The organism is Curtobacterium sp. S6 (genome assembly GCF_000710345.2).
Taxonomy (GTDB): Bacteria; Actinomycetota; Actinomycetes; order Actinomycetales; family Micrococcaceae; genus Rothia.
This window is the reverse complement of the sequence record NZ_JHEL01000015.1, coordinates 1,035,539-1,056,377: the sequence shown is the minus strand read 5'-3', so window position 1 is coordinate 1,056,377 and position 20,839 is coordinate 1,035,539. Positions and strand designations below refer to the sequence as shown.

At 66.3% G+C, this 20,839-nt stretch carries 19 protein-coding genes, 3 tRNA genes and 1 pseudogene; 13 read left to right on the top strand and 10 right to left on the bottom strand.

The genetic code is table 11. The features are described 5' to 3' along the window. Positions 1–32 precede the first annotated feature (32 nt). From CURSPS6_RS12525 to trxA, 3 genes are all read left to right on the top strand, one after another. Entirely contained in the window at positions 33–353 is a 321-nt protein-coding gene (locus tag CURSPS6_RS12525; RefSeq protein ID WP_152978076.1) for a hypothetical protein, read from the top strand. A 167-nt stretch (positions 354–520) separates the two neighbouring features. Beyond that, positions 521–602, top strand: a tRNA-Tyr gene (locus CURSPS6_RS07025). Positions 603–767: 165 nt separating this feature from the next. Beyond that, the gene (gene trxA / locus CURSPS6_RS07020) at positions 768–1,175 is read left to right on the top strand and encodes a thioredoxin (protein WP_030015139.1); all 408 of its coding nucleotides are present in this window, start codon (positions 768–770) and stop codon (positions 1,173–1,175) included. 43 nt (positions 1,176–1,218) lie between these two features. Here trxA and CURSPS6_RS07015 read toward each other — a convergent pair whose 3' ends face one another. Further along, positions 1,219–2,220, bottom strand: a complete 1,002-nt coding sequence (locus CURSPS6_RS07015) for a DNA-3-methyladenine glycosylase family protein (RefSeq protein WP_030015137.1) — start codon at positions 2,218–2,220, stop codon at positions 1,219–1,221. Positions 2,221–2,296: 76 nt separating this feature from the next. Here CURSPS6_RS07015 and CURSPS6_RS07010 point away from each other — a divergent pair, with 76 nt between their 5' ends. The 4 genes from CURSPS6_RS07010 to CURSPS6_RS06995 all read left to right on the top strand — a co-directional run bounded on the left by CURSPS6_RS07010 (position 2,297) and on the right by CURSPS6_RS06995 (position 6,595). Continuing rightward, positions 2,297–3,853, top strand: a complete 1,557-nt coding sequence (locus tag CURSPS6_RS07010) for a DUF2079 domain-containing protein (RefSeq protein ID WP_051687701.1) — start codon at positions 2,297–2,299, stop codon at positions 3,851–3,853. A gap of 344 nt (positions 3,854–4,197) precedes the next feature. After that, positions 4,198–6,144, top strand: a complete 1,947-nt coding sequence (locus CURSPS6_RS07005; RefSeq protein WP_416371661.1) for a DEAD/DEAH box helicase — start codon at positions 4,198–4,200, stop codon at positions 6,142–6,144. A 250-nt stretch (positions 6,145–6,394) separates the two neighbouring features. After that, positions 6,395–6,466, top strand: a tRNA-Thr gene (locus CURSPS6_RS07000). A 55-nt stretch (positions 6,467–6,521) separates the two neighbouring features. Next, positions 6,522–6,595, top strand: a tRNA-Met gene (locus CURSPS6_RS06995). 293 nt (positions 6,596–6,888) lie between these two features. Here the strand turns inward: CURSPS6_RS06995 and CURSPS6_RS06990 are convergent. Beyond that, on the bottom strand, positions 6,889–7,098 hold the full coding sequence (locus CURSPS6_RS06990) for a hypothetical protein (protein ID WP_035810281.1): 210 nt from the start codon (positions 7,096–7,098) through the stop codon (positions 6,889–6,891). A gap of 165 nt (positions 7,099–7,263) precedes the next feature. Here CURSPS6_RS06990 and CURSPS6_RS06985 point away from each other — a divergent pair, with 165 nt between their 5' ends. The 5 genes from CURSPS6_RS06985 (at position 7,264) to CURSPS6_RS06965 (ending at position 11,449) form a co-directional block, all read left to right on the top strand. Then, positions 7,264–7,722: an FAS1-like dehydratase domain-containing protein gene (locus CURSPS6_RS06985; RefSeq protein ID WP_030015131.1), complete on the top strand. Its 459-nt coding sequence runs from the start codon at positions 7,264–7,266 to the stop codon at positions 7,720–7,722. 2 nt (positions 7,723–7,724) lie between these two features. Then, the gene (locus CURSPS6_RS06980; RefSeq protein ID WP_030015130.1) at positions 7,725–8,186 is read left to right on the top strand and encodes a MaoC family dehydratase; all 462 of its coding nucleotides are present in this window, start codon (positions 7,725–7,727) and stop codon (positions 8,184–8,186) included. Positions 8,187–8,244: 58 nt separating this feature from the next. Then, positions 8,245–9,618, top strand: coding sequence for an MFS transporter (locus CURSPS6_RS06975; protein ID WP_051687700.1), 1,374 nt, complete (start codon positions 8,245–8,247; stop codon positions 9,616–9,618). A 45-nt stretch (positions 9,619–9,663) separates the two neighbouring features. Beyond that, positions 9,664–10,758, top strand: a complete 1,095-nt coding sequence (locus CURSPS6_RS06970) for a UDP-N-acetylmuramate dehydrogenase (protein ID WP_268750748.1) — start codon at positions 9,664–9,666, stop codon at positions 10,756–10,758. A 181-nt stretch (positions 10,759–10,939) separates the two neighbouring features. Next, positions 10,940–11,449, top strand: a complete 510-nt coding sequence (locus CURSPS6_RS06965; protein ID WP_051687699.1) for a PGPGW domain-containing protein — start codon at positions 10,940–10,942, stop codon at positions 11,447–11,449. Here CURSPS6_RS06965 and CURSPS6_RS06960 read toward each other — a convergent pair. The 8 genes and pseudogenes from CURSPS6_RS06960 to CURSPS6_RS06930 form a co-directional block, all read right to left on the bottom strand. Then, the gene (locus tag CURSPS6_RS06960; protein WP_235503688.1) at positions 11,446–11,883 is read right to left on the bottom strand and encodes a GntR family transcriptional regulator; all 438 of its coding nucleotides are present in this window, start codon (positions 11,881–11,883) and stop codon (positions 11,446–11,448) included. The two genes, CURSPS6_RS06965 and CURSPS6_RS06960, sit on opposite strands and share 4 nt — an antisense overlap. Positions 11,884–11,888: 5 nt before the next feature. Further along, the gene (gene asd, locus CURSPS6_RS06955; RefSeq protein ID WP_030015122.1) at positions 11,889–13,034 is read right to left on the bottom strand and encodes an aspartate-semialdehyde dehydrogenase; all 1,146 of its coding nucleotides are present in this window, start codon (positions 13,032–13,034) and stop codon (positions 11,889–11,891) included. An 88-nt stretch (positions 13,035–13,122) separates the two neighbouring features. Further along, complete coding sequence (locus CURSPS6_RS06950) at positions 13,123–13,737, bottom strand: dihydrofolate reductase (RefSeq protein WP_051687698.1); 615 nt, start codon at positions 13,735–13,737, stop codon at positions 13,123–13,125. Next, positions 13,734–14,558, bottom strand: a complete 825-nt coding sequence (locus tag CURSPS6_RS06945) for a thymidylate synthase (RefSeq protein ID WP_030015118.1) — start codon at positions 14,556–14,558, stop codon at positions 13,734–13,736. Before CURSPS6_RS06945 ends, CURSPS6_RS06950 begins: the two co-directional genes overlap by 4 nt. Continuing rightward, complete coding sequence (locus tag CURSPS6_RS06940) at positions 14,551–15,495, bottom strand: NUDIX hydrolase (RefSeq protein ID WP_030015117.1); 945 nt, start codon at positions 15,493–15,495, stop codon at positions 14,551–14,553. Before CURSPS6_RS06940 ends, CURSPS6_RS06945 begins: the two co-directional genes overlap by 8 nt. A gap of 49 nt (positions 15,496–15,544) precedes the next feature. Beyond that, positions 15,545–17,830, bottom strand: coding sequence for an RNA degradosome polyphosphate kinase (locus CURSPS6_RS12805; protein ID WP_416371670.1), 2,286 nt, complete (start codon positions 17,828–17,830; stop codon positions 15,545–15,547). Between the two features lie 6 nt (positions 17,831–17,836). Further along, a pseudogene (gene mshD, locus CURSPS6_RS12800) lies at positions 17,837–18,877 on the bottom strand (mycothiol synthase); the annotation flags it as partial. 157 nt (positions 18,878–19,034) lie between these two features. Further along, positions 19,035–19,724: a response regulator transcription factor gene (locus tag CURSPS6_RS06930; RefSeq protein WP_030015114.1), complete on the bottom strand. Its 690-nt coding sequence runs from the start codon at positions 19,722–19,724 to the stop codon at positions 19,035–19,037. A 265-nt stretch (positions 19,725–19,989) separates the two neighbouring features. On the opposite strand from CURSPS6_RS06930, the gene CURSPS6_RS06925 reads away from it, so the two are divergent. Then, positions 19,990–20,676, top strand: coding sequence for a hypothetical protein (locus CURSPS6_RS06925; protein ID WP_051687697.1), 687 nt, complete (start codon positions 19,990–19,992; stop codon positions 20,674–20,676). The last annotated feature ends 163 nt before the right edge of the window (positions 20,677–20,839 follow it).

Below are 20,839 nucleotides of genomic sequence, written 5' to 3'. Positions count from 1 at the left end.
TCCTCACAGGTGGGGCCCGCAGACTGGGAATCATGAAAATCACCACTACGAGTACGAGCCGTCGGGGCTCGCTGGTCGGGCCGAGGCAGAGAAGCGGGGCCGCGACGTCGGGCTACCGATCCGCGTCGCCCCGCTCGGTGATCTCGGGACATGCATCGCGCTCCGTGATCAGCGACGGGCCGGCCCACGGACGGCTCGTGGATCCCGCGCTCATCCGCCGCCTCGAAGGAGTCCGCGAAGACCTGGAAGCCTCGCGCGAGCGGGGCGAGGTCACCGACGAGCAGCTCGAAAAATTCCTGGCGCGGTTGGAGGAGCGACTCCTGTCCGAGCAGGGCGGGGCGCCCACGAGCTGATCCGCCTCCGGGATCACCGTGGTGGCCCTATCCAGTGCGGTTGGTCACAATGAACCGCGCGCGGCCGTTCCGGTTTGTGCATCCAGAAGTTCTTTGGGTACTGTTGTATCCGCTCCCGTTGACCGGGGGCGCGGTTCTGTTCGGGCCTGAAGGTCCGCGGAACGCTCGGCAGATTACCCGAGCGGCCAAAGGGGGCTGACTGTAAATCAGCTGGCACTGCCTACGGGGGTTCGAATCCCTCATCTGCCACCGCCGCCAACGCGCCGCAGATTCTTCGGAATCTGCGGCGCGTTGCTTTTAACGCCCTGTCGGGCCCCCGCATCCACAACAGATGCTTCGCAAGCGCAACGCCGTGGCTGAGCTGTCGGTGAAAGTCGTTGGGCCGCCCCGGCCACCCTCTGTAGTCTCGGGGCCATGTCGACTATTGAACTTACGCAAGAGAACTTGAACGACACCATCGGTCAGAACGACATCGTCCTGGTCGATTTCTGGGCCGAATGGTGCGGCCCGTGCAAGCAGTTCGCGCCGGTCTTCGAGTCCGCGTCCGAGAAGTACGAGGACGTCGTCTTCGGCAAGGTGGATACCGAGGATCAGCAGCAGCTCGCCGCGGCGGCCGGAATCACCTCGATCCCGACCCTCATGGCGTTCCGTGAGCAGACCCTCGTGTTCGCACAGCCCGGCGCCCTGAACGGCGCGCAGCTCGACCAGGTCATCGAGGCCGTTCAGGGCCTGGACATGGACGACGTCCGCAAGCAGATCGCCGAGGCGGAAAAGGAAGCCGAGCAGGAGGGCCAGTCCGCCACGGAGCCCGGCCAGGCATAAGGCCGTCCGCCCCATCGAGAAGGGGCGGGCCATCGACTACTTTCTATCCGGCGAGTGACTGAGGGGCAACCCTCGGTCCTCGCCGGGGCTCGTTAAGCCCGGAGGCCCCGATCATGCGCACGACGCGTTGCCGGTGCCCGGCCCAGGGCTTCAGGAGTTCCAGCATCCGGGTGTCGTCGCCCCGGCGTCCGTCCAGGGCGAAACACACCCCGTGGGCCAGGTGATAGTCGCCCACGCTGATCGCGTCGGGCAGCCCGTGGGAGCGTTGCATCGTCTCCGCGATGGTCCAGGGGCCGATCCCCGGCAGGGCGGCGAGGGCGCGGGCTACGGCCCCGGCGGGTTCGTGGTCGGCAAGTCGTATCAACGAGGGCGCGGTCTCGGCGAGGGCCCGCACGGCGTCGCGACGGTGACCGTCCACTCCCGACCGCCGCCATTCCCACGAGGGAATGTCGAGCCAGGCCCGCGGCGTGGGGAAGACCCTCATGTCCACGGGGAAAGGGACCGCACCGTGAGGTGATGGGGGCGGAGCGTCCCCGTAGCGGGCCGCGAGCCGCTGCCACGCGCCAATGGCTTCGCTGCCGGTCACGCGCTGCTCGAAGATCGCGGACACGCCGTGCTTGAAGATCCACCCGGTCGCGCAGAGACGAAGCCCGGGGTGGAGGCGATGCGAGGACCGCACGGCCGCCGGCAACAGGGGATACGTCGGGGCGTCGAGGAGCCCCGACCAGTCGTCGTCGAAGCCGAGAAGCGACGGGATCTCGTCGAGGAAGGCCTCGACCTCCAAGGGCTCCGCACCCCAGGCGGCCACCGTGATCGGGGCGAGGTGTCGCGGCAGCCGGCCGGCACGTTGTTCGAGGACCGCCGCGACACCCCGGCCGAGGTGCTCGCTGAGTCGCGCGGTGAGATAGACGCGGCAATGCCGCTGGTCTGCGATCACCCGTAGAGTGGGGTCGTGCTGACCGCGCCGGAGGACCGCAATGGTCCGTTCGAGATCGACCGGCGTGTTCGGCACGAATCGGCGTTCTGAGGCGTGCGCGGGGGACATTCCACCATGGTCTCACGGGCGCCGGACCGATTCTGATGCCCACCCCTGGGACGAATAACCGCCGGCAGGTCAGACGATGAATGATTCCAGCACTCCCACGGTCGAGGTCGGCCGCGTCCGGAGTCTCCTCGGTGGGTCCGATTCCCGCCGAGCTCGGGTCGCCGTCCGTACCCGTCGGTGGGTCGGTCGGCGGATCCCGATCACGGTGGCCGTGACCGCGGCGCTGATCGCCATGGCGGTGTACTCGACGACCTCCGCGTTCCAGTGGCACCGCATGGATACACCCTCGTGGGATCTGGCGATCTTTACGCAACTGGCCAAGGCCTACGCCGCCGGCCAGCCGCCCATCGTGGACATCAAGGGCCACGGCTTCAATCTTCTGGGCGATCATTTTCACCCCATCCTGGTTTTGCTCGCCCCCGTCTACCTCGCGTGGCCCTCGGGCCTGAGCATCATGCTCGTCCAGGATGCGCTTCTCGCCGCGTCGGTCGGGATTTTCGGGTGGTTTGGCGCCAGGAAACTCGGCGCCTTCCGTGGCTCGTGCTTGGCCCTCGGCTTTGGCCTGAGCTTCGGCGTGTTGGAGGCCGTCAGGGTCCAATTCCACGAGGTGGCTTTCGCCATACCCCTGATGAGCCTGTCCCTGTGCCTGCTGGCGTGCGGGAGATTGCGGGCGGCGACCCTGTGGGCGGTCCCGCTCGTCTTCGTCAAGGAGGATATGGGTGTGACCGCCGCGATGATCGGCGCGCTGATCGCCTGTCGTGACGTGCGCGCCGCGGGGCTCCATCTGGGCGACGCCGGTCGCGTCGGGAGGTTCCTCACGATCGGTGAGGGCCGCCGGGGCCCGTTCCTGATCGTGTGGGGGTTGGCCTGGAGCGCGCTGGCGGTCTTCGTCATCGTTCCGTGGTTCAACCCCGGCGGCAACTTTGCCTATGGGGGAACGATCGACGTCCTCGGCGCGATCGCCGATCCGCTCCAGTCGTTGGGGCTCATGTTCTACCCCTGGGCCAAATCCCAGACCCTGGGTCTTGTGCTCGTCGCGGGCACGCTGGTGTGTCTGCGCTCGCCGATAGTGCTCGTGGCAGTTCCCACGCTGGTGTGGCGGTTTCTCTCCGATAACCCGGGGTATTGGGAGGCGTCCTGGCATTACAATCTCGTGGTCATGCCGGTCTTGTTCGCTGCGATCCTCGACGCGTCGATGAAGGCCCGTCCTACCCGCGCCGGGGCCTTCGCCCGCGGTATCGAGAGGATGTCTGCCCTCGCCCCGACGCTGGCGGCGGGCGTGGCCCTGGTTTTGCTGCCGACCTCCGGGCTGATTTCCGTGCTGCTCGGGGCAGGGGCGCCGCCGGAAACCTCGGTCGCCGCGGAGGCCAGGGCCATCGATCGGATTCCGGCGGGATCCAGCGTCGCGAGCGACCTCACCGGTTTGGTGTACCTCGTGCCGGATCACGATGTTCAGTGGATCGGCACCGACGGGGACCCCGCGCCGGATTATGTTCTGATTAACGCCCGAAGCAATACGTGGAACACCGGGAACCTGGGCGATCCCCGGGGGCTGGCGGAGAAGCGGTACGGGGTCGCGTATCGACCCGCCTTCGACTCCGACGGCGTGGTGCTCCTGGCCAAGTCGACGTGAGCGATGCGTCACCCCGAGCGGTGAAACGGCAAACCATGCGGTAAAGTAGAGGCATTACCGGGATTCCCCGTTTTGTGCCGAGTCAGTCCTCATCATCGAAGGACCCGGCCGTTGCATGACGTGTAATAGCTCGCCGTAGCGCTCACCTCACCCACTGCCCCACACCATCGAATTCGATCGGTTGGCCGTGAACGATCCATAGACAAGGTTCATGAGGTGCGCCCATAGGAGGAACACGAGACTCTGAAGAATTTCAGAGGGTGTTCGCGGGCAGATTCAAAGGGGATAATCCGGCCGCCGTTCACAACGAACGGTGCGAGAACCCCAACATTAATAAGGACTCATTGGTGACTGAAACCAACCAGACCCTGCCCGAAAACTCCTCGACCGCCGCTGCGGAGCCCGAGGACAACTCCATCAAATTCACCGATCTGGGCCTGGACGCTCGCGTCCTCGCCTCGCTCGAAAAGGTCGGCTACGAGAAGCCGTCGCCGATTCAGGCGGAAACCATCCCGCTGCTCCTGCAAGGACGCGACGTCGTCGGCTTGGCCCAGACCGGCACGGGTAAGACCGCGGCCTTCGCGGTCCCGGCCCTCTCGCACCTGGCCGAGCTCTCGGACGTGCACGGCCCCAGCAAGAACACCCAGGTCCTCGTCCTCGCCCCCACCCGCGAGCTCGCGCTCCAGGTCGGCGAGGCGTTCTCCTCCTACGCGAGCGAGATGCCCAGCTTCACGGTTCTGCCGGTCTACGGCGGTTCGCCCTACGGTCCGCAGCTGGCCGGTCTGCGCCGCGGCGCCCAGGTCGTCGTCGGCACCCCCGGTCGCGTGATCGACCACCTCAAGCGCGGCTCGCTGGACCTGTCGAACCTGCAGCACCTCGTCTTGGACGAGGCCGACGAAATGCTCCGCATGGGCTTTGCCGATGACGTCGAGCAGATCCTCGCGAAGACCCCCGGCGACAAACAGGTCGCCTTGTTCTCGGCGACCATGCCGAAGTCCATCCGGAAGCTCGCGGAGCAGTACCTCAACGATCCGGTCGAGGTGAAGGTCGAGTCCAAGACCACGACCGCCTCCAACATTCGCCAGCGCTACATGCAGGTCATGCACTCCCACAAGCTGGACGCGATGACCCGTGTGCTCGAGGTCGAGGACTACGACGGCGTGATCGCCTTCGTCCGGACCAAGAAGGAGACCGAAGAGGTCGCCGACAAGCTCAAGGCCCGTGGCTTCCAGGCCGCCGCGATCAACGGTGACATCCCGCAGAATCAGCGCGAGCGGACCGTTCAGGCCCTTCGCGACGGCACCGTGGACATCCTCGTGGCCACCGACGTTGCGGCCCGCGGCCTCGACGTCGAGCGCATCAGCCTCGTGGTCAACTTCGACATTCCCCACGACACCGAGTCCTACGTGCACCGCATCGGCCGTACGGGCCGCGCGGGTCGTGCCGGCGAAGCCATCCTGTTCATGACGCCTCGTGAAAAGCACATGCTGCGTCAGATCGAGAAGGCCACCCGCCAGAAGGTCGAGCAGATGAACATGCCGACCGCCGACGACGTCAACGCGAACCGCTTGGAGCGTTTCGCCGAGCAGATCACCACCACGATCGAGTCCGAGGACATTTCGGTCTTCAAGGAACTCGTCGAGAAGTACGAGGCCGAGCACGACGTTCCGGCCGAGGACATCGCCGCGGCGATCGCCCTGATCGCCCAGAACGGCCGTCCGTTCCTCGTCGAAGAGCTCCCGGCCAAGGGCCCGGCTCGTGGACGTGAGCGTGACGAGCGCGGCCCGAAGGGCGAACGCGGCGGACGCAAGCGCAGCGACGAAGGCCTGACGACCTACAAGATCCAGGTGGGACACGACCAGCGTGTTTCTCCCGGTTCGATCGTCGGTGCCCTGACCAACGAAGGCGGCCTGGACGGGTCGCAGGTCGGCAACATCGACATTCGCGGTGGATTCTCCCTGGTGGACCTTCCGGAGAACATCAACATCAACGAATTCCGCAACATTCAGATCAACGGCAACACGATCGATATCGAACCGGATCGCGGCGGCAATTCCTCGCGCGGCGGCAGCCGTGGCGGAGGGTTCCGCAGCGGTGGTAACCGTGGCGGCGGCTACCGCGGCGGCGGAGACCGCGGTGGATACCGTGGCGGCCGCGAGGATCGCGGCGGTCGGGACGATCGCGGTGGGTACCGCGGCGGACGTGGCGGCGGCCGGAACGAGCGTGGCGGCTACCGCGAGGACCGCGGTGGCGGCCGCGGGGGATTCCGCAAGGGCGGTTACCGCGACTAGTCGTTGCCTGCCAAACGGCAAGAAACGACCGTAGGGGGCCACGAGACCGCTCGCGGCACCCCGATTGGGGCGCGAGGCGGGTCGGTGCTCTGACGGAGCACTGAGGCCGAAGGCGGCGTGGGCTGAGTAGCCCACGCCGCCTTTCGCGATCCATCGACCCGTTCACGAAGGGGAGAACATCATTGTGGCGGGAAACACTCACCCGTGAATTTGTTTATGCCCGGGGGTGGCTGTAAAGTTATATGTCGTTGCCCCGATAGCTCAGTGGTAGAGCGCCATCTTGGTAAGATGGAGGTCCCGGGATCGATTCCCGGTCGGGGCTCTCATGATGAGGGCCTGCGTGAAGCACATGCTCCGCGCAGGCGCTTCCATGTTTTGGCGGTGTAGCTCAGCTGGTTAGAGCGCACGACTCATAATCGTGAGGTCGACGGATCGAGCCCGTCCACCGCTACAGAAACCCCCGTTTGACTAGGGAATACCGGTCAAGCGGGGGTATTTTTGTGTCCGCCTCCCGGTATGAAAAGGCTTGTCAACGGTCTGAGTAAACCTGGCTCTACTGTGCTTGACCGCCAGCCGCTCGACCCGCCACGGTGCCCGGGGCCTTTCCCTGGACGAGATTCTTTAGGCGCGTCGTGCAGGGTTGATTCCGCAACGGTCTCACCTTCACCGTGAGAAACGTTGACGCCCGAGAGCCACGCAATGGGGGCGAGCCCCGTCGCAGCGGGATTCCGTGACGCCGTCGCCTCACACGCGACCGTCGCGCCTCTCACGACGACGCCGCCGCCGGCCGGAGTCGTCGTCTCGGCCGAAGACGCCCACCGCGATCCAGGAGAGGGCCACGACGGCCCCTCCGATCGCCGCGTACCCCTGCGGTGTTTCGTCGAAGGCCGCGAAGCCCACCCCGTAGAAGATCGTGATGGCCAATGCGATGAAGGACAGGTATCTGCGTTTCATAGCTCGATTCTCACACAGTATTTGTGATCTGGATCATAAATCTGTGGAAAACCCGGATCGGGGCCGACCGGGACCGGTAGCCGCCCGGTAAGGTGGGCGCCAGTAAGAGGCGTCCACGGCCGGCCCACCGGATTGGCTCGGCCGACCCAGAGCATGAGGAGCTGTATGTCTGAAAACAAGGGCATCGCCGAAGACCTTCAGGGGCGTGAGTACACGGGCGCCCCCGTCTACTCGGTGTCCCGGGAAAAGATCAGAGAGTTCGCGCGCGCGGTCAAGGCCCAGTCGCCGGCCCACGTCGACGTCGAGGCCGCCATGGCGCTCGGGCACGCGGATCTCGTGGCGCCGCCGACCTTCGCGATCATCGTGAGCCAGGCCGCGGACGCTGAACTCATCCAGGACCCGACCGCCGGCATCGACTTCTCCCGCGTGGTCCACGCGGACCAACGATTCACCCACCACCGGCCCATCGTCGCCGGAGACGAGCTGACGACCACGGTTCACGTGGACTCCGTGCGCCTCATGGGCTCCGGCGCCATGGTGACCACCCGGGAGGAAATCGTGGACCACCAGGGTCAGCCCGTCGTCACCGCCGTGTCATCCCTCCTGGTGAGGGGCGAGGAGTAATCATGCAGCAACCCACCATCGAGTCCCTGGAAAAGGGGCAGGTCATCGGAACCCGCGAGATCGAGGTCACCAGGGCTGACCTGGTGCGCTACGCGGGGGCGAGCGGAGACTTCAACCCGATTCATTGGAACGAGCGCTTCGCGTCCTCCGTCGGGCTTCCCGGGGTCATCGCGCACGGAATGTTTACGATGGGCGCCGTCGTCGAGCTTGTCAGCGATTGGATCGGCGATCCGGGACGGATCCTCGACTACCAGACGCGATTCACCAAGCCGGTGCCGGTTCCGGACGCCGACGACGACCAGAGCCCGGATCAGGGTGGCACCGTGATCACGGTCGAGGGAAAGATCGGCGCGCTCGACGAAGAGAACGGCACGGCCCGCGTGGACCTGGCCGTCTCGGCCCCCGACACGGACGGAAAGCCCCAGAAAGTCCTGGTCAAAGCGCAGGCCCTCGTCCGCCTCTAGCGGCTATTTGGTGGCCGGTGCTCGCACCGGCGAGGCATCCTGAGGAAGGGGAACGCCCGTGACGGCTCCGCGCGTATCCGACCGGTCCTGGCTGATAGCCGTGCTGGGCGTGTACCTGGCCAGCGGCCTGTCCATCTCGGCGTGGCTCGTCCGGGTCCCGTCGATCGCGCACGAGCTTCACCTGAGCGCGGGACCCCTGGGGATCCTGCTTCTGGCCCAGACCTTCGGGGCGTTCCTGTCCGTTTCGGCCTCCGGGATGGTCGTCATGAAGCTGGGCGCCCAAAAGACGCTATGGCTGACCTTTGCCCTGATGATGATCGGCGGGCTGGGCCTCGCGGCCGGGGTGTCCTTCGTCCACTCGATCCCGATGGCGGGCCTCGGGCTCGGGCTTTTCGGCCTCGGCCAGGCGACGTTTTCGGTCGCGGCCAACGTCCAGGGCGCAGCGGTCGAACGGGCCGTCAAGAAGCAGCGAATGCCCCTCATGCACGGGTGTTTCTCGATCGGCACGGTCATCGGCTCCGTCGTGGGCACGGCGATGACCGCGTTGAACGTGTCGGTGTTCTGGCACATGTTCAGCGTGTACCTCGTGGTCATCGCCCTGGTGATCGTGGCCATGCGGTACACGCGTCACGAAGGCGGAGACATCCATCCGGGAACCACGGGCCTGATGGCCATCGTCGATTCCGGAGGTGGCGCCTTCTCGGTCCGCGATGCCTGGGCGGAAAAGAGAACCATCCTGTTGGGTCTCTTCGTGTTGGGAATGGCGTTGGCCGAGGGGTCCGCCAACGACTGGGTAGCCCTGGCGCTCACGGCCGGGTACGGCGCCACCGCGGCCGTTGGGGCCGTGGGGTACGGCCTGTTCGTGACGGCCATGACGACCGGCCGTCTCCTGGGCACCGGGCTCCTGAACGTTTACGGCCGCGTCGCCGTCATGAGGATCGCCTGCGTTCTCGCGGTCCTCGGCCTGGGAACCTTCGTGGTGTCCCCGTGGATCGGGCTGGGCATGGTCGCGATCTTCGTCTGGGGGATAGGGGCCGCGCTGGGCTTTCCCGTCGGGATGTCTGCGGCCGCCGACGATCCGGTGCGCGCCTCGGCCCGAGTCTCCGTGGTCTCGACCATCGGGTACGGGGCATTTTTGGGCGGTCCGCCGATCCTCGGGGTCCTGGGTGAGGCCCTCGGCGTCCGCAACGGCCTGGCCGTGGTCTTGGTCATGGTGATCGTCTCGCTTCTTCTGGTCCCGCAATTGAGAAACCCCGCCTCTCGCGGGGAGGAGCGGTCGAAAATCGGACACGAGGACCCCGAGGCGCGCTGGGTCAACGAGCAGGAGTACACGGGCGCGCCGGACCGAACCCCGCCCGACGAGGCGACCCCGATGGATGAGGCCCTCCGCCGCCGACGCCGCGAGCACCCGGGCCACCACGATCCCTCCTAGCCGGGCTCTGAACGCTCGACGTGGCCGGAGGCTGTCACGGTTAGACTGGAGGGCGTGACTGAGACCCTTTTGAGCGAATTGACGACCATCGGCGTCGGCGGCCCGGCCCGCCGCTATGTGCGGGCCACCGCCGAGGACCAGATCGTCCAGGCCGTCCGCGAGGCCGACGAGCGGCAGGAACCCGTCCTGATCCTCGGGGGAGGTTCCAACCTCGTGGTGTCGGATGAAGGGTTCCGCGGAACCGTGATTCACGTGGCATCCCGTGGCATCGCGGTGGAGGAACACGCAGAGAGCACGCTCCTGACCGTCGCCGCCGGCGAAGCCTGGGACGACGTCGTGCGGTACACCGTTGATCAGGGCTTCACGGGCCTGGAAACCCTTTCCGGAATCCCCGGGACGGCGGGGGCGACCCCGGTGCAGAACGTCGGGGCGTACGGAACCGAAATCTCACAGCATTTTGCCTCGGCCCTGGTCTACGACCGAAAGGCGGGTCAGACGCGTCGATTCCGCGGCGAGGACCTCGAATTTTCCTACCGCAACTCGTTGTTGAAGCGAGAAATTCACGACGGATCCCCCCGCTACGTGGTCCTATCCGTGCAGTTCGACGTGCGACGCAGCAACCTGTCTCAGCCGATCCGATACGCGGAGCTGGCCCGCCGTCTGGGCGTCGAGGTGGGGGAGCGCGCGGAAGCGGCCACGGTGCGCGAGACCGTGATCGAACTCCGCTCCGGCAAAGGCATGGTCCTCGACCCCTCCGACCGGGATAGCTACAGCACCGGTTCCTTTTTCACCAACCCCATCATTGCCGCGGAGCAGCAGGCGACCATCCCCGAGGACGCCCCGCGGTATCCCATGCTGGACCCGCACGGGGCGGTGGACGAGTCCAAGATCAAGCTGTCCGCCGCGTGGCTGATCCAAAACGCCGGCTTCGACAAGGGCTTCGGGTTGCAGAGCGAGCACCAACCGATCGCGGGCGGCCGGGCGAGCTTGTCCACCAAGCACACCCTCGCGATCACCAATCGCGGGGGAGCCACGGCCCGGGACATCCTGGCGATCGCCCGGACGGTGCGCGACGGCGTTCGCGAGGAGTTTGGCGTGACCCTCGAGGCCGAGCCCGTGATCATCGGTTTCACCCTCTAAACCGGAGTCTCCCTGCTGATCACCAGGGGACGGTGCGAGACTCGAACCAACCGAGTTGCATTGGTCGCACCGCACTGCGGAGGCAGAGCCCACACGGCTAGACTGAACGGAACGGCCGGGTTTCGCCACCGCACCGTGGGGCGCCGGTGACGGAACCCATCTCGGAGAGAAGGAGTGCCGCGTGGGAATCGAAAAGGAAATCGAGCAAGGCCAGCAGGAAGGCCGGTTGCACCATGCCCTGAACCGGGTGCGGCGGTTCACCCAGCGGCATCCCGCCCTGGCGCTCTGCCAAAAGATCATCGTCACGATCATCGGCGGGGCCATCGTGCTCGCCGGAATCGTCATGCTCGTGACGCCGGGCCCCGGGTGGCTGGCCATTTTCCTCGGTCTCGGCCTTCTCGCCACGGAGTACCCGATCATTCACCGATTCAATCAGTGGGCCAAGGCCAAGGTCGTCAACACCTGGCATCGATTGGGTCAGTGGCGGATGGAACGCAAGGCCCGCAGGCAGGCCGCGCGTGAGCGGCGGGCCCAGGCCCGGGTCGCCAGGATGCAACACCGCCAGTATCTCGACGCTCAATTCCGACGCAGCCACAATTGCGCGCCGCATCGGTCTCCCAAGAACCCGCGGCTGGTCATGCCGCGCCCTCGAGGCGCGGGCTCCGGCCTGCACCGGGTCCCCAAGGTTTAGAGGGACTCCTCGTCCAGCACGCGGCGGAGGAAAGCCTCGGCCTCATCCCCGTAGATGCCGATTTCGGCCAGCGACGTCAGGTACTTTCGCGTCAGCCTCAAGGCCTTGTTCTCCACGGTGGACTTCGGGCGGATATAGCTTCCGGCTCGGCCTTTGGTCTCGACGACGCCCGAGGCTTCCAGCTCCTTATATGCCTTGGCGACGGTATTGCTCGCCAGGCCCAGGGCGGCCGCAAGTTTTCGCACCGGTGGGATGCGCGTTCCGGATTCGAGCTCGCCGGTATGGCGGGCCTCGACGAGACGCCTCCTCAACTGGGCATACGGAGGCACACGGTTGGTCGTGCTCAAGGCGAAGAATTCCCGCGTGGCCTGCACGTCCTCCCAGTCGATCGAGCGGGGCCGGACCGGGGAAGCTGAAGATGCGGTTCGGGCCACGGCGATCAGACCTCGGAGGCGCCGGTGGCGATCTTGAGCATGCGGCGGACGGGCTCGGCCGCACCCCACAAGAGCTGATCTCCGACGGTGAAGGCCGAGACGTACTGCGGCCCCATGGCGAGCTTGCGAATGCGCCCCACCGGGATCGACAAGGTTCCCGAGACGGCCACGGGGGTCAACTCGCGCACCGTCTCGTCCTTCGAGTTGGGGATCACGCGAGACCATTCGTTGTCCTCGTCGATGATCCGCTCGATCTCCTCCACGGGGATGTCCTCGGTCAGCTTGAGCGTCAGGGCCTGCGAATGGGACCGCATGGCCGCGATGCGAACGCACAGCCCGTCCATGATGACGCGATCTTCGCCGTCGAGGCCCAGAATCTTGTTGGTCTCCGCGTCGGCCTTCCACTCTTCCTTGGACTGGCCATTGCCGAGGTCGGCGTCGATCCACGGAATGAGCGAGCCCGCCAGCGGAGCGCCGAACTGGGCGACGTCGAGACCTTCCGAACGCTGAAGATCCAGAACCTTCCGGTCGATGTCGAGGATCGCCGAGGCGGGGTCTTCGAGCTCGGTCGCGACGCTACCGGAGATATCCCGAAAGCCCTTGAGAACCTCGCGCATGTGCCGGGCCCCTCCTCCGGAGGCGGCCTGATAGGTCATGGCCGTGGTCCACTCGACCAGGCCGCGGCGGAAGAGCCCGCCCAGGCCCATGAGCAGGCAGGAGACCGTGCAATTGCCGCCGACGAAGTCCTTCACCCCGCTGGCCAGGCCGCGGTCGATCACGTGACGGTTGACCGGGTCGAGAACGATCACGGCGTCGTCGTTCATGCGTAGCGTGGAAGCGGCGTCGATCCAGATGCCGTCCCAGCCGCGGGCCCGCAAGGCGGGGTGGACCTTCTGCGTGTAGTCGCCGCCCTGCGTGGTGACGATGATGGGCAGACGGGCCAACTCGTCGAGATCGTAGGCGTCGCGCAACACGCCGGAATCCTCGACGCCGCGAAAACTCGGGGAGGGGCCGCCGGGGCTAGACGTCGAAAAGAACACGGGTGACATGGCGGCGAAATCGCCTTCTTCTTCCATGCGATTCATGAGGACGGACCCCACCATGCCGCGCCAACCGACAAAACCTACAGTATCTCCGGGCCGAAAAGTCATGGCCCCTACTCTACCGATGTGGGAGCCCCGGCGTCTGCCCCGGCGGAATGGGGCGTCGCCTGGAACGTCATAAAGGGAGGGCCAGGTATCAGCGGGTGTACTCCACGAAGCGATAGGGCACGGGCAGGGACGTGAGACTCCCGGACGCATCGGCTACCGCGCCTCGCTCGTCGGTTCCGGCGTCGAGCACGCGCCGGGACCACTCCGGGCCCAGGGGAGGGGCGGCGCGATCTCCCACCACCGAAAGGCCCAATTCGGTCACCAGAACGCGGGTCACCTTCCCGCGGTGCACCCCGGGGATATCGGAACGAGACAAGGCGTTGGCATAGACCCCGGCGCCACCGATGATCCACAGCTCCGCGGCGTCGGGGGAGGCCAGGACCGCCGCCCGGACGGATTCGTCGAGGCCCGAGGTCCAGAGCGCACCGTCGCGCTCGACGGGCTCGGGCCGGGCCGGAAGAGAACGCGTCATCACGATGTTGGTCCGCCCCGGGAGCGGACGGAATCGCGGCGGAAAGGACTCCCACGTGGAACGCCCCATGATGACCGGGGACCCCGCGGTGCTCCGCTTGAAGAAGGCCAGATCGTCCGGGACCGACCACGGCATGCCGCCGCCCGACCCGATGACCCGCTCGGCGGCTTGCGCCCAGATCGCCGAAAGCCGCGGTGACTCGCCGGCGGGGGCCGATTCGCGCGGACTCATACCGCTTTGGGGGCCCTGATGACGGGGTGCGGGTCGTAGCCGACGATCGTGAGGTCCTCGAATTCGTACCGATCGATGGAATCCCGGGCGGCGATCTCCAGGCGGGGGTATTCGCGCGGCTCGCGGGAAAGTTGTAATTCCACTTGATCGCGATGGTTGTCGTAGATATGGCAGTCGCCGCCGGTCCAGACGAATTCGGCGGGGACCATGCCCACCTGCGCTGCGACCAGGCTCGTCAACAGGGCGTAGGAGGCAATGTTGAAGGGAACCCCGAGGAACATATCCGCCGACCGCTGGTAGAGCTGGCAGGAGAGCCGATCCGGCCCGTCGGCCACGGGCTCGACGTAGAACTGGAAGAGGGCGTGGCACGGGGGCAGCGCCATCTCGTCGACCTCCGCCGGATTCCACGCGCTCACGATGTGGCGCCGCGAATACGGGTTGTCCCGAAGGGAGTTGATGACCTTGTCGATCTGGTCGATGGATTCGCCGTTCGGCGCGGGCCACGAGCGCCACTGCGCCCCGTAGACCGGGCCCAGGTCGCCGTTCTCGTCGGCCCATTCGTCCCAGATATGGACGTTGCGTTCCTGGAGCCACCGGATGTTGGTCGAGCCCCGGAGGAACCAGAGCAGTTCCATCGCGATCGCCTTGAAGCGGACGGTCTTGGTCGTCAGGAGCGGAAAGGACGAGGACAGGTCGAATCGCATCTGGCGACCGAAGACCGACGTGGTGCCGGTTCCGGTCCGGTCGGAACGGTGATTGCCGTGGGCCAGGATGTCCCGGAGGAGATCTTCGTACGGCGTGGGAATAGCTGTGTCAGTCATCGAAGGGCTCAATCTTTTCCACGGCAATGACCCGGTCGCGATGCTTGATGCTCAGATCCAGCACCAGCATCTGACCGGGTGTGAGGTAGGGGTCTTCGGCCGGAAGGTATTGGCGGAGTTCCTTGGGCAGGTGGCGGTCGATGACCTTGAGGATCGTGGGCAAGACCGGCCGGTGCGTGCAGAGCACCGTGGAGTGATTGGCGTCGAAGAGGGATTCCATCAGCTTGGCTGCCTTGGCGGGCTTCCTCTTGTGCTCGGCCTCCGTCAGGCGATTCTTCTCCTTGATCGCCAGCCCATTGGCCTTGGCGTAGCCCGCGACGGTCTGCATGCACCGCGACCACGGGCTGGAGATGATCCGGGTTGGCTTCCACGCATCGAGGAGGCGCCACACGGCGTGGGCCTGTCTCTTGCCGGTCGCGGCGAGGGGCCTATCGCTCTCGGCCCGAGACCACGAAGAGCGCGGCTTGGCCTTGGCGTGGCGCACGATGATCAGCTGCCTCGTCCGCAGGTCGCCCGCCTCGTGGAGCTCGACGAGGCGGTCCAGGGGATAACGGTCGGAGGAGTTGGTCAGCAGCTTGCGGGCCTTGGTCGGGGAAACCCAGTCGAGCCGGTCGACCTCGCGGTCGTCCACCTGAGGCTTTTTATTCGACGGGATCTCGGAGGCCCAGTAGTAGACGTTCTTCAGGCCCGACGAGACGCGATAGCTCGTGGTCGTCAGGGGCACCCCGAGGGTGATCTTGAGGCCCACCTCTTCGCGTACCTCGCGAACGGCTGTTTCGGGGATGGACTCGCCGTCGTCCTGTTTCCCCTTGGGCCAGGACCAGTCGTCGTATTTCGGGCGATGGATGATCAAGAGCTCCAGGCCCTTGGGTCCCTCGCGCCAGCAGAGGGCGCCGGCGGCGATGACCGCCGGTTTGGCTGTGGAAGAGTCTGACATCGGGGGAATGTTCCTTCGGTGGTGCGTGATGCTGACGGCTGGAACCGGGCTACTGGCCGGGGTAGGTGCCCCGGTGGGATCGCGATTCCAGCAGGTAAGACTGGATATCCCTCAGCGGCTTGCCGTTCTCGTCACGAGAGTGACGGGTCCAGGTTCCCTCGGAGTCGAGGTGCCACGTGGAGGTCTTCTCCGATAGGTACAGGGACATCATGTCCAGGAGGTACTTGACGTGCACCGGATCCTTGATGCGCACCAGGGCCTCGACGCGACGATCGAGGTTGCGGTGCATCATATCGGCCGACCCAATATACGCCACCGGCTTGCCGCCGTTCTCGAAGGTGAAGACCCGAGAGTGTTCCAGGAACCGGCCCAGGACCGAGCGGACCGTGATGTTGTCCGAGAGGCCGGGGACGCCCGGTCGCAACGCACAGATGCCGCGGACCACGACGTTGACCTCGACGCCGGCCTGCGACGCGCGGTAGAGGGAATCGATGATCGCTTCGTCCACCATCGAATTGCACTTGACCTGGATCTTGGCGTTCAACCCCGCGCGCTTGTGGGCAATCTCCCGATTGATGCGGTCGATCAGGCCGGAGCGCAACGATCGGGGCGCGACGAGCAGTGACTTGTAGGAGGTCTTGGGCGCGTACCCCGAGAGCTGGTTGAAGAGCCGGGAGATGTCCTCGGCGACCTGCGTGTCGGCCGTCAACAGGCCCAGGTCTTCGTAGAAGCGAGCGGTCGAGGGGTGGTAGTTGCCCGTGCCGATGTGGCAGTAGCGACGCAGCCCGTCCGGTTCCCGGCGCACCACGAGCGACAGCTTGCAGTGGGTCTTGAGCCCCACGATCCCGTAGACCACGTGAACCCCGGCCTCTTCGAGCTTGCGGGCCCACGAGATGTTGGCCTGCTCGTCGAACCGGGCCTTGATCTCGACGACCGCGAGGACCTGCTTGCCGGCCTCGGCGGCCTCGATCAGCGCATCGACGATGGGCGAATCTCCGGACGTGCGGTACAGGGTCTGCTTGATGGCCATGACCTGGGGGTCCGCGGCCGCCTGCTCCAGGAAGGCCTGGACGCTCGTGGCGAAGGAATCGTAGGGGTGCTGCAACAGGACATCGTGCTCGCGGGTCGCGGAGAAGACGTCCGCGGCCTTCGAGGTCTCCGCGGCGTTCAAGTAGCGGCTCGTGTGAGCGATGTGCTTCGGATAGTGCAGTGCCGGGCGGTTGACCTTGGCGACATCCGCCATGCCCCGCAGGTCCAGCGGCGCCGGAAGCCGGTAGACCTCGGAGTCTTCGACGCGGAGCTCGGAGACGAGCAGGTCCAGGATGGCCGGGTTGATCGAGTCCTCGACCTCGAGGCGCACGGGAGGGCCGAAACGCCGCCGCAAGAGCTCCTTCTCGAGGGCCTGGAGGAGGTTTTCGGCGTCGTCCTCCTCGACCTCCAGGTCCTCATTGCGGGTCACGCGGAAGACGTGGTGTTCGACGACCTCCATGCCCGGGAAGAGCTGGTCCAGGTGCTGGGCGATGATCGACTCCAGCGGGATGAAGCGCGCCGTCCGGGAGGGGGAATTCGCGTGGCGCGAGCCATCGACCGAGATCATGCGGTCCAGCTGATCCGGGACCTTAATGCGGGCGAAGAGTTCCTTGCCCGTCTGCGGGTTCCTGACGATCACCGCCAGGTTGAGGGAGAGCCCGGAAATGTACGGGAACGGGTGTGCCGGGTCCACGGCCAGCGGGGTCAGAATCGGGAAGACCCGCTCTTGGAACTGGGCCGAGAGGCGTTCCCGGGCGGCGGGCTCCAGATCATCCCACTCGACGATGTGGAGTTTCGCCTTCTCGAGCTCCGGGAGCACCTGGTTCTGGAAGACGTCGGCGTGGCGCAGCTGGAGCCGGTGCGCAGACTCGCTGATGAGTTCCATCTGCTCATCCGGCGTCAGGCCCGCCGGCGTGGGCACCGCGATGCCGGTGGCGATGCGGCGCTTCAGGCCCGCGACGCGGACCATAAAGAATTCGTCCAGGTTGGACGCGACGATCGAGAGGAAATTCAGCCGCTCCAACAGGAAAAGGGAGGGGTCTTCGGCCAACTCGAGGACGCGGGTGTTGAAGTCGATCCAGGAGGATTCCCGATCGGCGAAGCGTTCGGGGCCGAAGTCGCCCTGGAGCAACGGGATCGAGTAGTGCTCGGGGGCGTCGATGCGGTCGCCGCGCGTTTCGGCCCGCTCGATCTTGGCGATGGTCGACGCGCCGCCGGGGTGGGTCAGGTTGCGCTGGTCGTTCTCCGTCGCGTCCCGGGGGCTTTCCTCGGTGGACGGGAGATCGACGGCGCCGGGCGCATACATCGTGTCGATGTCCCAGGGGCGGAAACCGAGGGATCGGTAGAGGCCCACGGCGGCCTGATTGTCGGCGTCCACGTACAGCACGATGGCCTCTAGCGGGCTCTCCGCGCCGTCGTCGCCGATCTTCGCGAGGTAGTCCATGCCGATCAGGGTCAGCGCGCGGCCCAGGCCCGTTCCCTGGGCATCGGGGGAGACGCCGACCGCGTAGACCTCGCCCTCGCGGGGACCGTCCTGCTGATCTTCGATCTTGGTCCAGTGGAATCCCAACAGGGCCGGGCTGCCCGTCGAATCCTGGATGGATTCCGCGAGGAAGAAGCCCTCGGGACGGAACCACGACTCCTGCTGACGGTCGCGGAGGTCGTCGATGCCCAATTGGCCCTGCTCCGGGTGGTCGGCGAACGCGCGGGCGTTGAGCCGGACCCATTCCTCGGCGTCGGAGTCTTGGAACGTGCGGACCCGGACCGGGTCGCTCGGCCGGTACTCCTGGGCCTTCGCCGCGATGTTGGCGCGGGCCTTGGGCGTCAGGTCCAGGCGCATCTTCCAGAGTTCGCGCACCGGGGTGTAGCCGAAGACGCGCGCCAGCTGGGCCGCCGCCAGCGGAGCCGAGTAGTCCTGCGACGGGGAGGCCTCTCCCGAACCGTGAACCCACACGCGGTACTGTCCGGCCGCCTGGCCTAAGCCCTCGTCCCCCAGGAGGAACTCGGCGATGCTCCGACCCAGACCGTTCGCGCGATGCTCCGGCTCGACGGCGCCTTCGACCGTGCCCGTCGAATCCTGGCCCTCGGGGGCCGTAGCGATCGCCGCGCCGACGAGGTCCTCACCGTGATAGGCGGCCGCCACCACGAGGCCGGTTGCCTGGTCCGGGTGCTGGGCCGCGCGTCGCAATTCGACGAGGGTCTGCTCCGAGAATGGATGCGCCGAATCGTGGGTATGAACCGAGCGCGTCAGGTTGCCGATGCTCTCGACGAGGTCACTCGACGGCCGCGCACGGCGGACGGAGTATCCAGAAGATGGTCCATTGAGCGCAGAATTCACCGCGTACCTACCCATTCTGAGTCGATTCCAGGCCGGCCGGGTTGTCCCCGACGCGTCACCCTCTACTCTACCTACTCGGTTCCAGGCCTTGGGCCAGGCGAAACGTTCAACGAGGAGTCTCGACGGCGCCGGGTTAACGCCCGGAGGACGGGCCGTGGCCGGACCGTGAACGTCACGAATCCGTGAGGCTCTGACGCACCTGGGTGAAGCTGTAGCCGACGTTGCGCACCGTCGTGATGAGCTGGTCGTGGTCGGGTCCGAGCTTGGCGCGGAGGCGGCGGACGTGCACGTCGACGGTTCGGGTGCCGCCGTAGTAGTCGTACCCCCACACCTCGGAGAGCAGTTGGGCGCGGGTAAAAACCCGTCCGGCGTTGAGAATCATGAACTTTAACAGCTCGAATTCCTTATACGTCAGGTTCAGGGTGTTCGAGCCTGCCTTCGCCGAATAGGCCGCTTCATCCACGACGACGTCACCGCATCGCAGAACGTCGCCCCCGTCGGCCTCTTCCTCGGTGCGCACGCCGGCCAGGCGGATCCGGGCCTCGACTTCGGCCGGTCCAGCGGTCGAGAGGACGACGTCGTCGACCGACCAGGACGGAGAGACCGCGGCCATTCCGCCTTCCGTGAGGACCATGACCAGAGGCACGCTCAGCCCGCCGCCCCTGAGCAACTGGGCCGTGTTGCGGGCGGCGATCAGCCCCGTGCGCCCATCGATCAAGACGACGTCGGCCTGGGAACCCTCGATGTCCTGCGCGGTCGCCGAGATGGGCCGGGCCGTGACCGAGTGGTCCAGGAGCTCGAGGGACGGAAGGGCTTCGGCGCCGGGAGCCGCGGCGTCGCTGAGAACCAGGATCTTGGCCATGGATCTGTACCTTCCGGGTCGGGCGGTTGGCCCGACGGCGTGGGCGCCGGCCGGGCTATGGGCTCGGGCCCGCCGAGAACGCGTGTTTCTCGGGCCCGAGGCGGCGCCGTTGCCTCTTGACGGCCAGTATAGGTTGCGAGGTGCCGTGAGCCCGATTGATACGCTGCGTTGCTTGGCCATCGGACCTGGATAGACTAAAAAATACGAACCGTGCCGCTCGGCACGTGATTCGTCGACAGCATCCCCGCAAATCAACGGAGGAATCGTGGCGCACAGCGAGATGACGACGGGTACGTACTCGTTGCGCACCGTCGGCACCGAAGGCAAACAGCGTTATTGGCTCGTCGCCGTGTCGAGCGTCGTGGCACTCATCGTGTCCCTGGCCGCGGGCGTGATCTCCCCGGGAATCTCCGTGATCGCTACCGCATTGATGGTCGCCATTATCGCGTGGGGTTGGCCCGCGGCCTCGGGTCTCACGGTCCTGCGAGGCACCAAGTGGATCCCCGCCCACAGCGCGCTCTTCGCGGCCTGCGGGTGGATCAGTTGCGCGGTGGTGTATTTTGCTCCGGTCGGCCGGTTGCTGGCCCTCTTGCCCGCGGTCGTCGCCGTGGGCGTCGTCGTGGCCTTCCTGATCGAGCTCCTCCGCGGGGAGGGGGCGGCGGCCCGACTCGAGTCGATCATCACGGCCGCCGTGGGTGTTCTGGCCTCCGTGAGCGCCGCGGGGTGGGTCGGAATGTCCCTGATCCACAGCACCAGCCAGGCCTCGGTGATCGTCTGGGGGAGCGGGGTCGTGATCGCCGTGTGCATCGCGATTGTGGGCGTCCGCATGATCGCGGCCGGGCCGCGCGGTGGTCCTCGCCGAGGGGCCATGACACTCGGCGTCACTCCGGTGGCCTTCTTGGGGATTCTCGGATACGCCGGCGCCCTCGTGATCGATCGCGTGATAGTTTGAGTGCATGATCATTGCACTGGAAATCCTCTTTTTGACCCTTCTGGGGCTCGCTTCTCTGTCGATTCTCGGGTGCGCCGTCATGGTGATCGGCGGCCTCTTCCGGGGGCAGAAGTAGCTCCATCCCGACGAAGCTCAATGGCCCAAGCATGGATGCTTGGGCCAT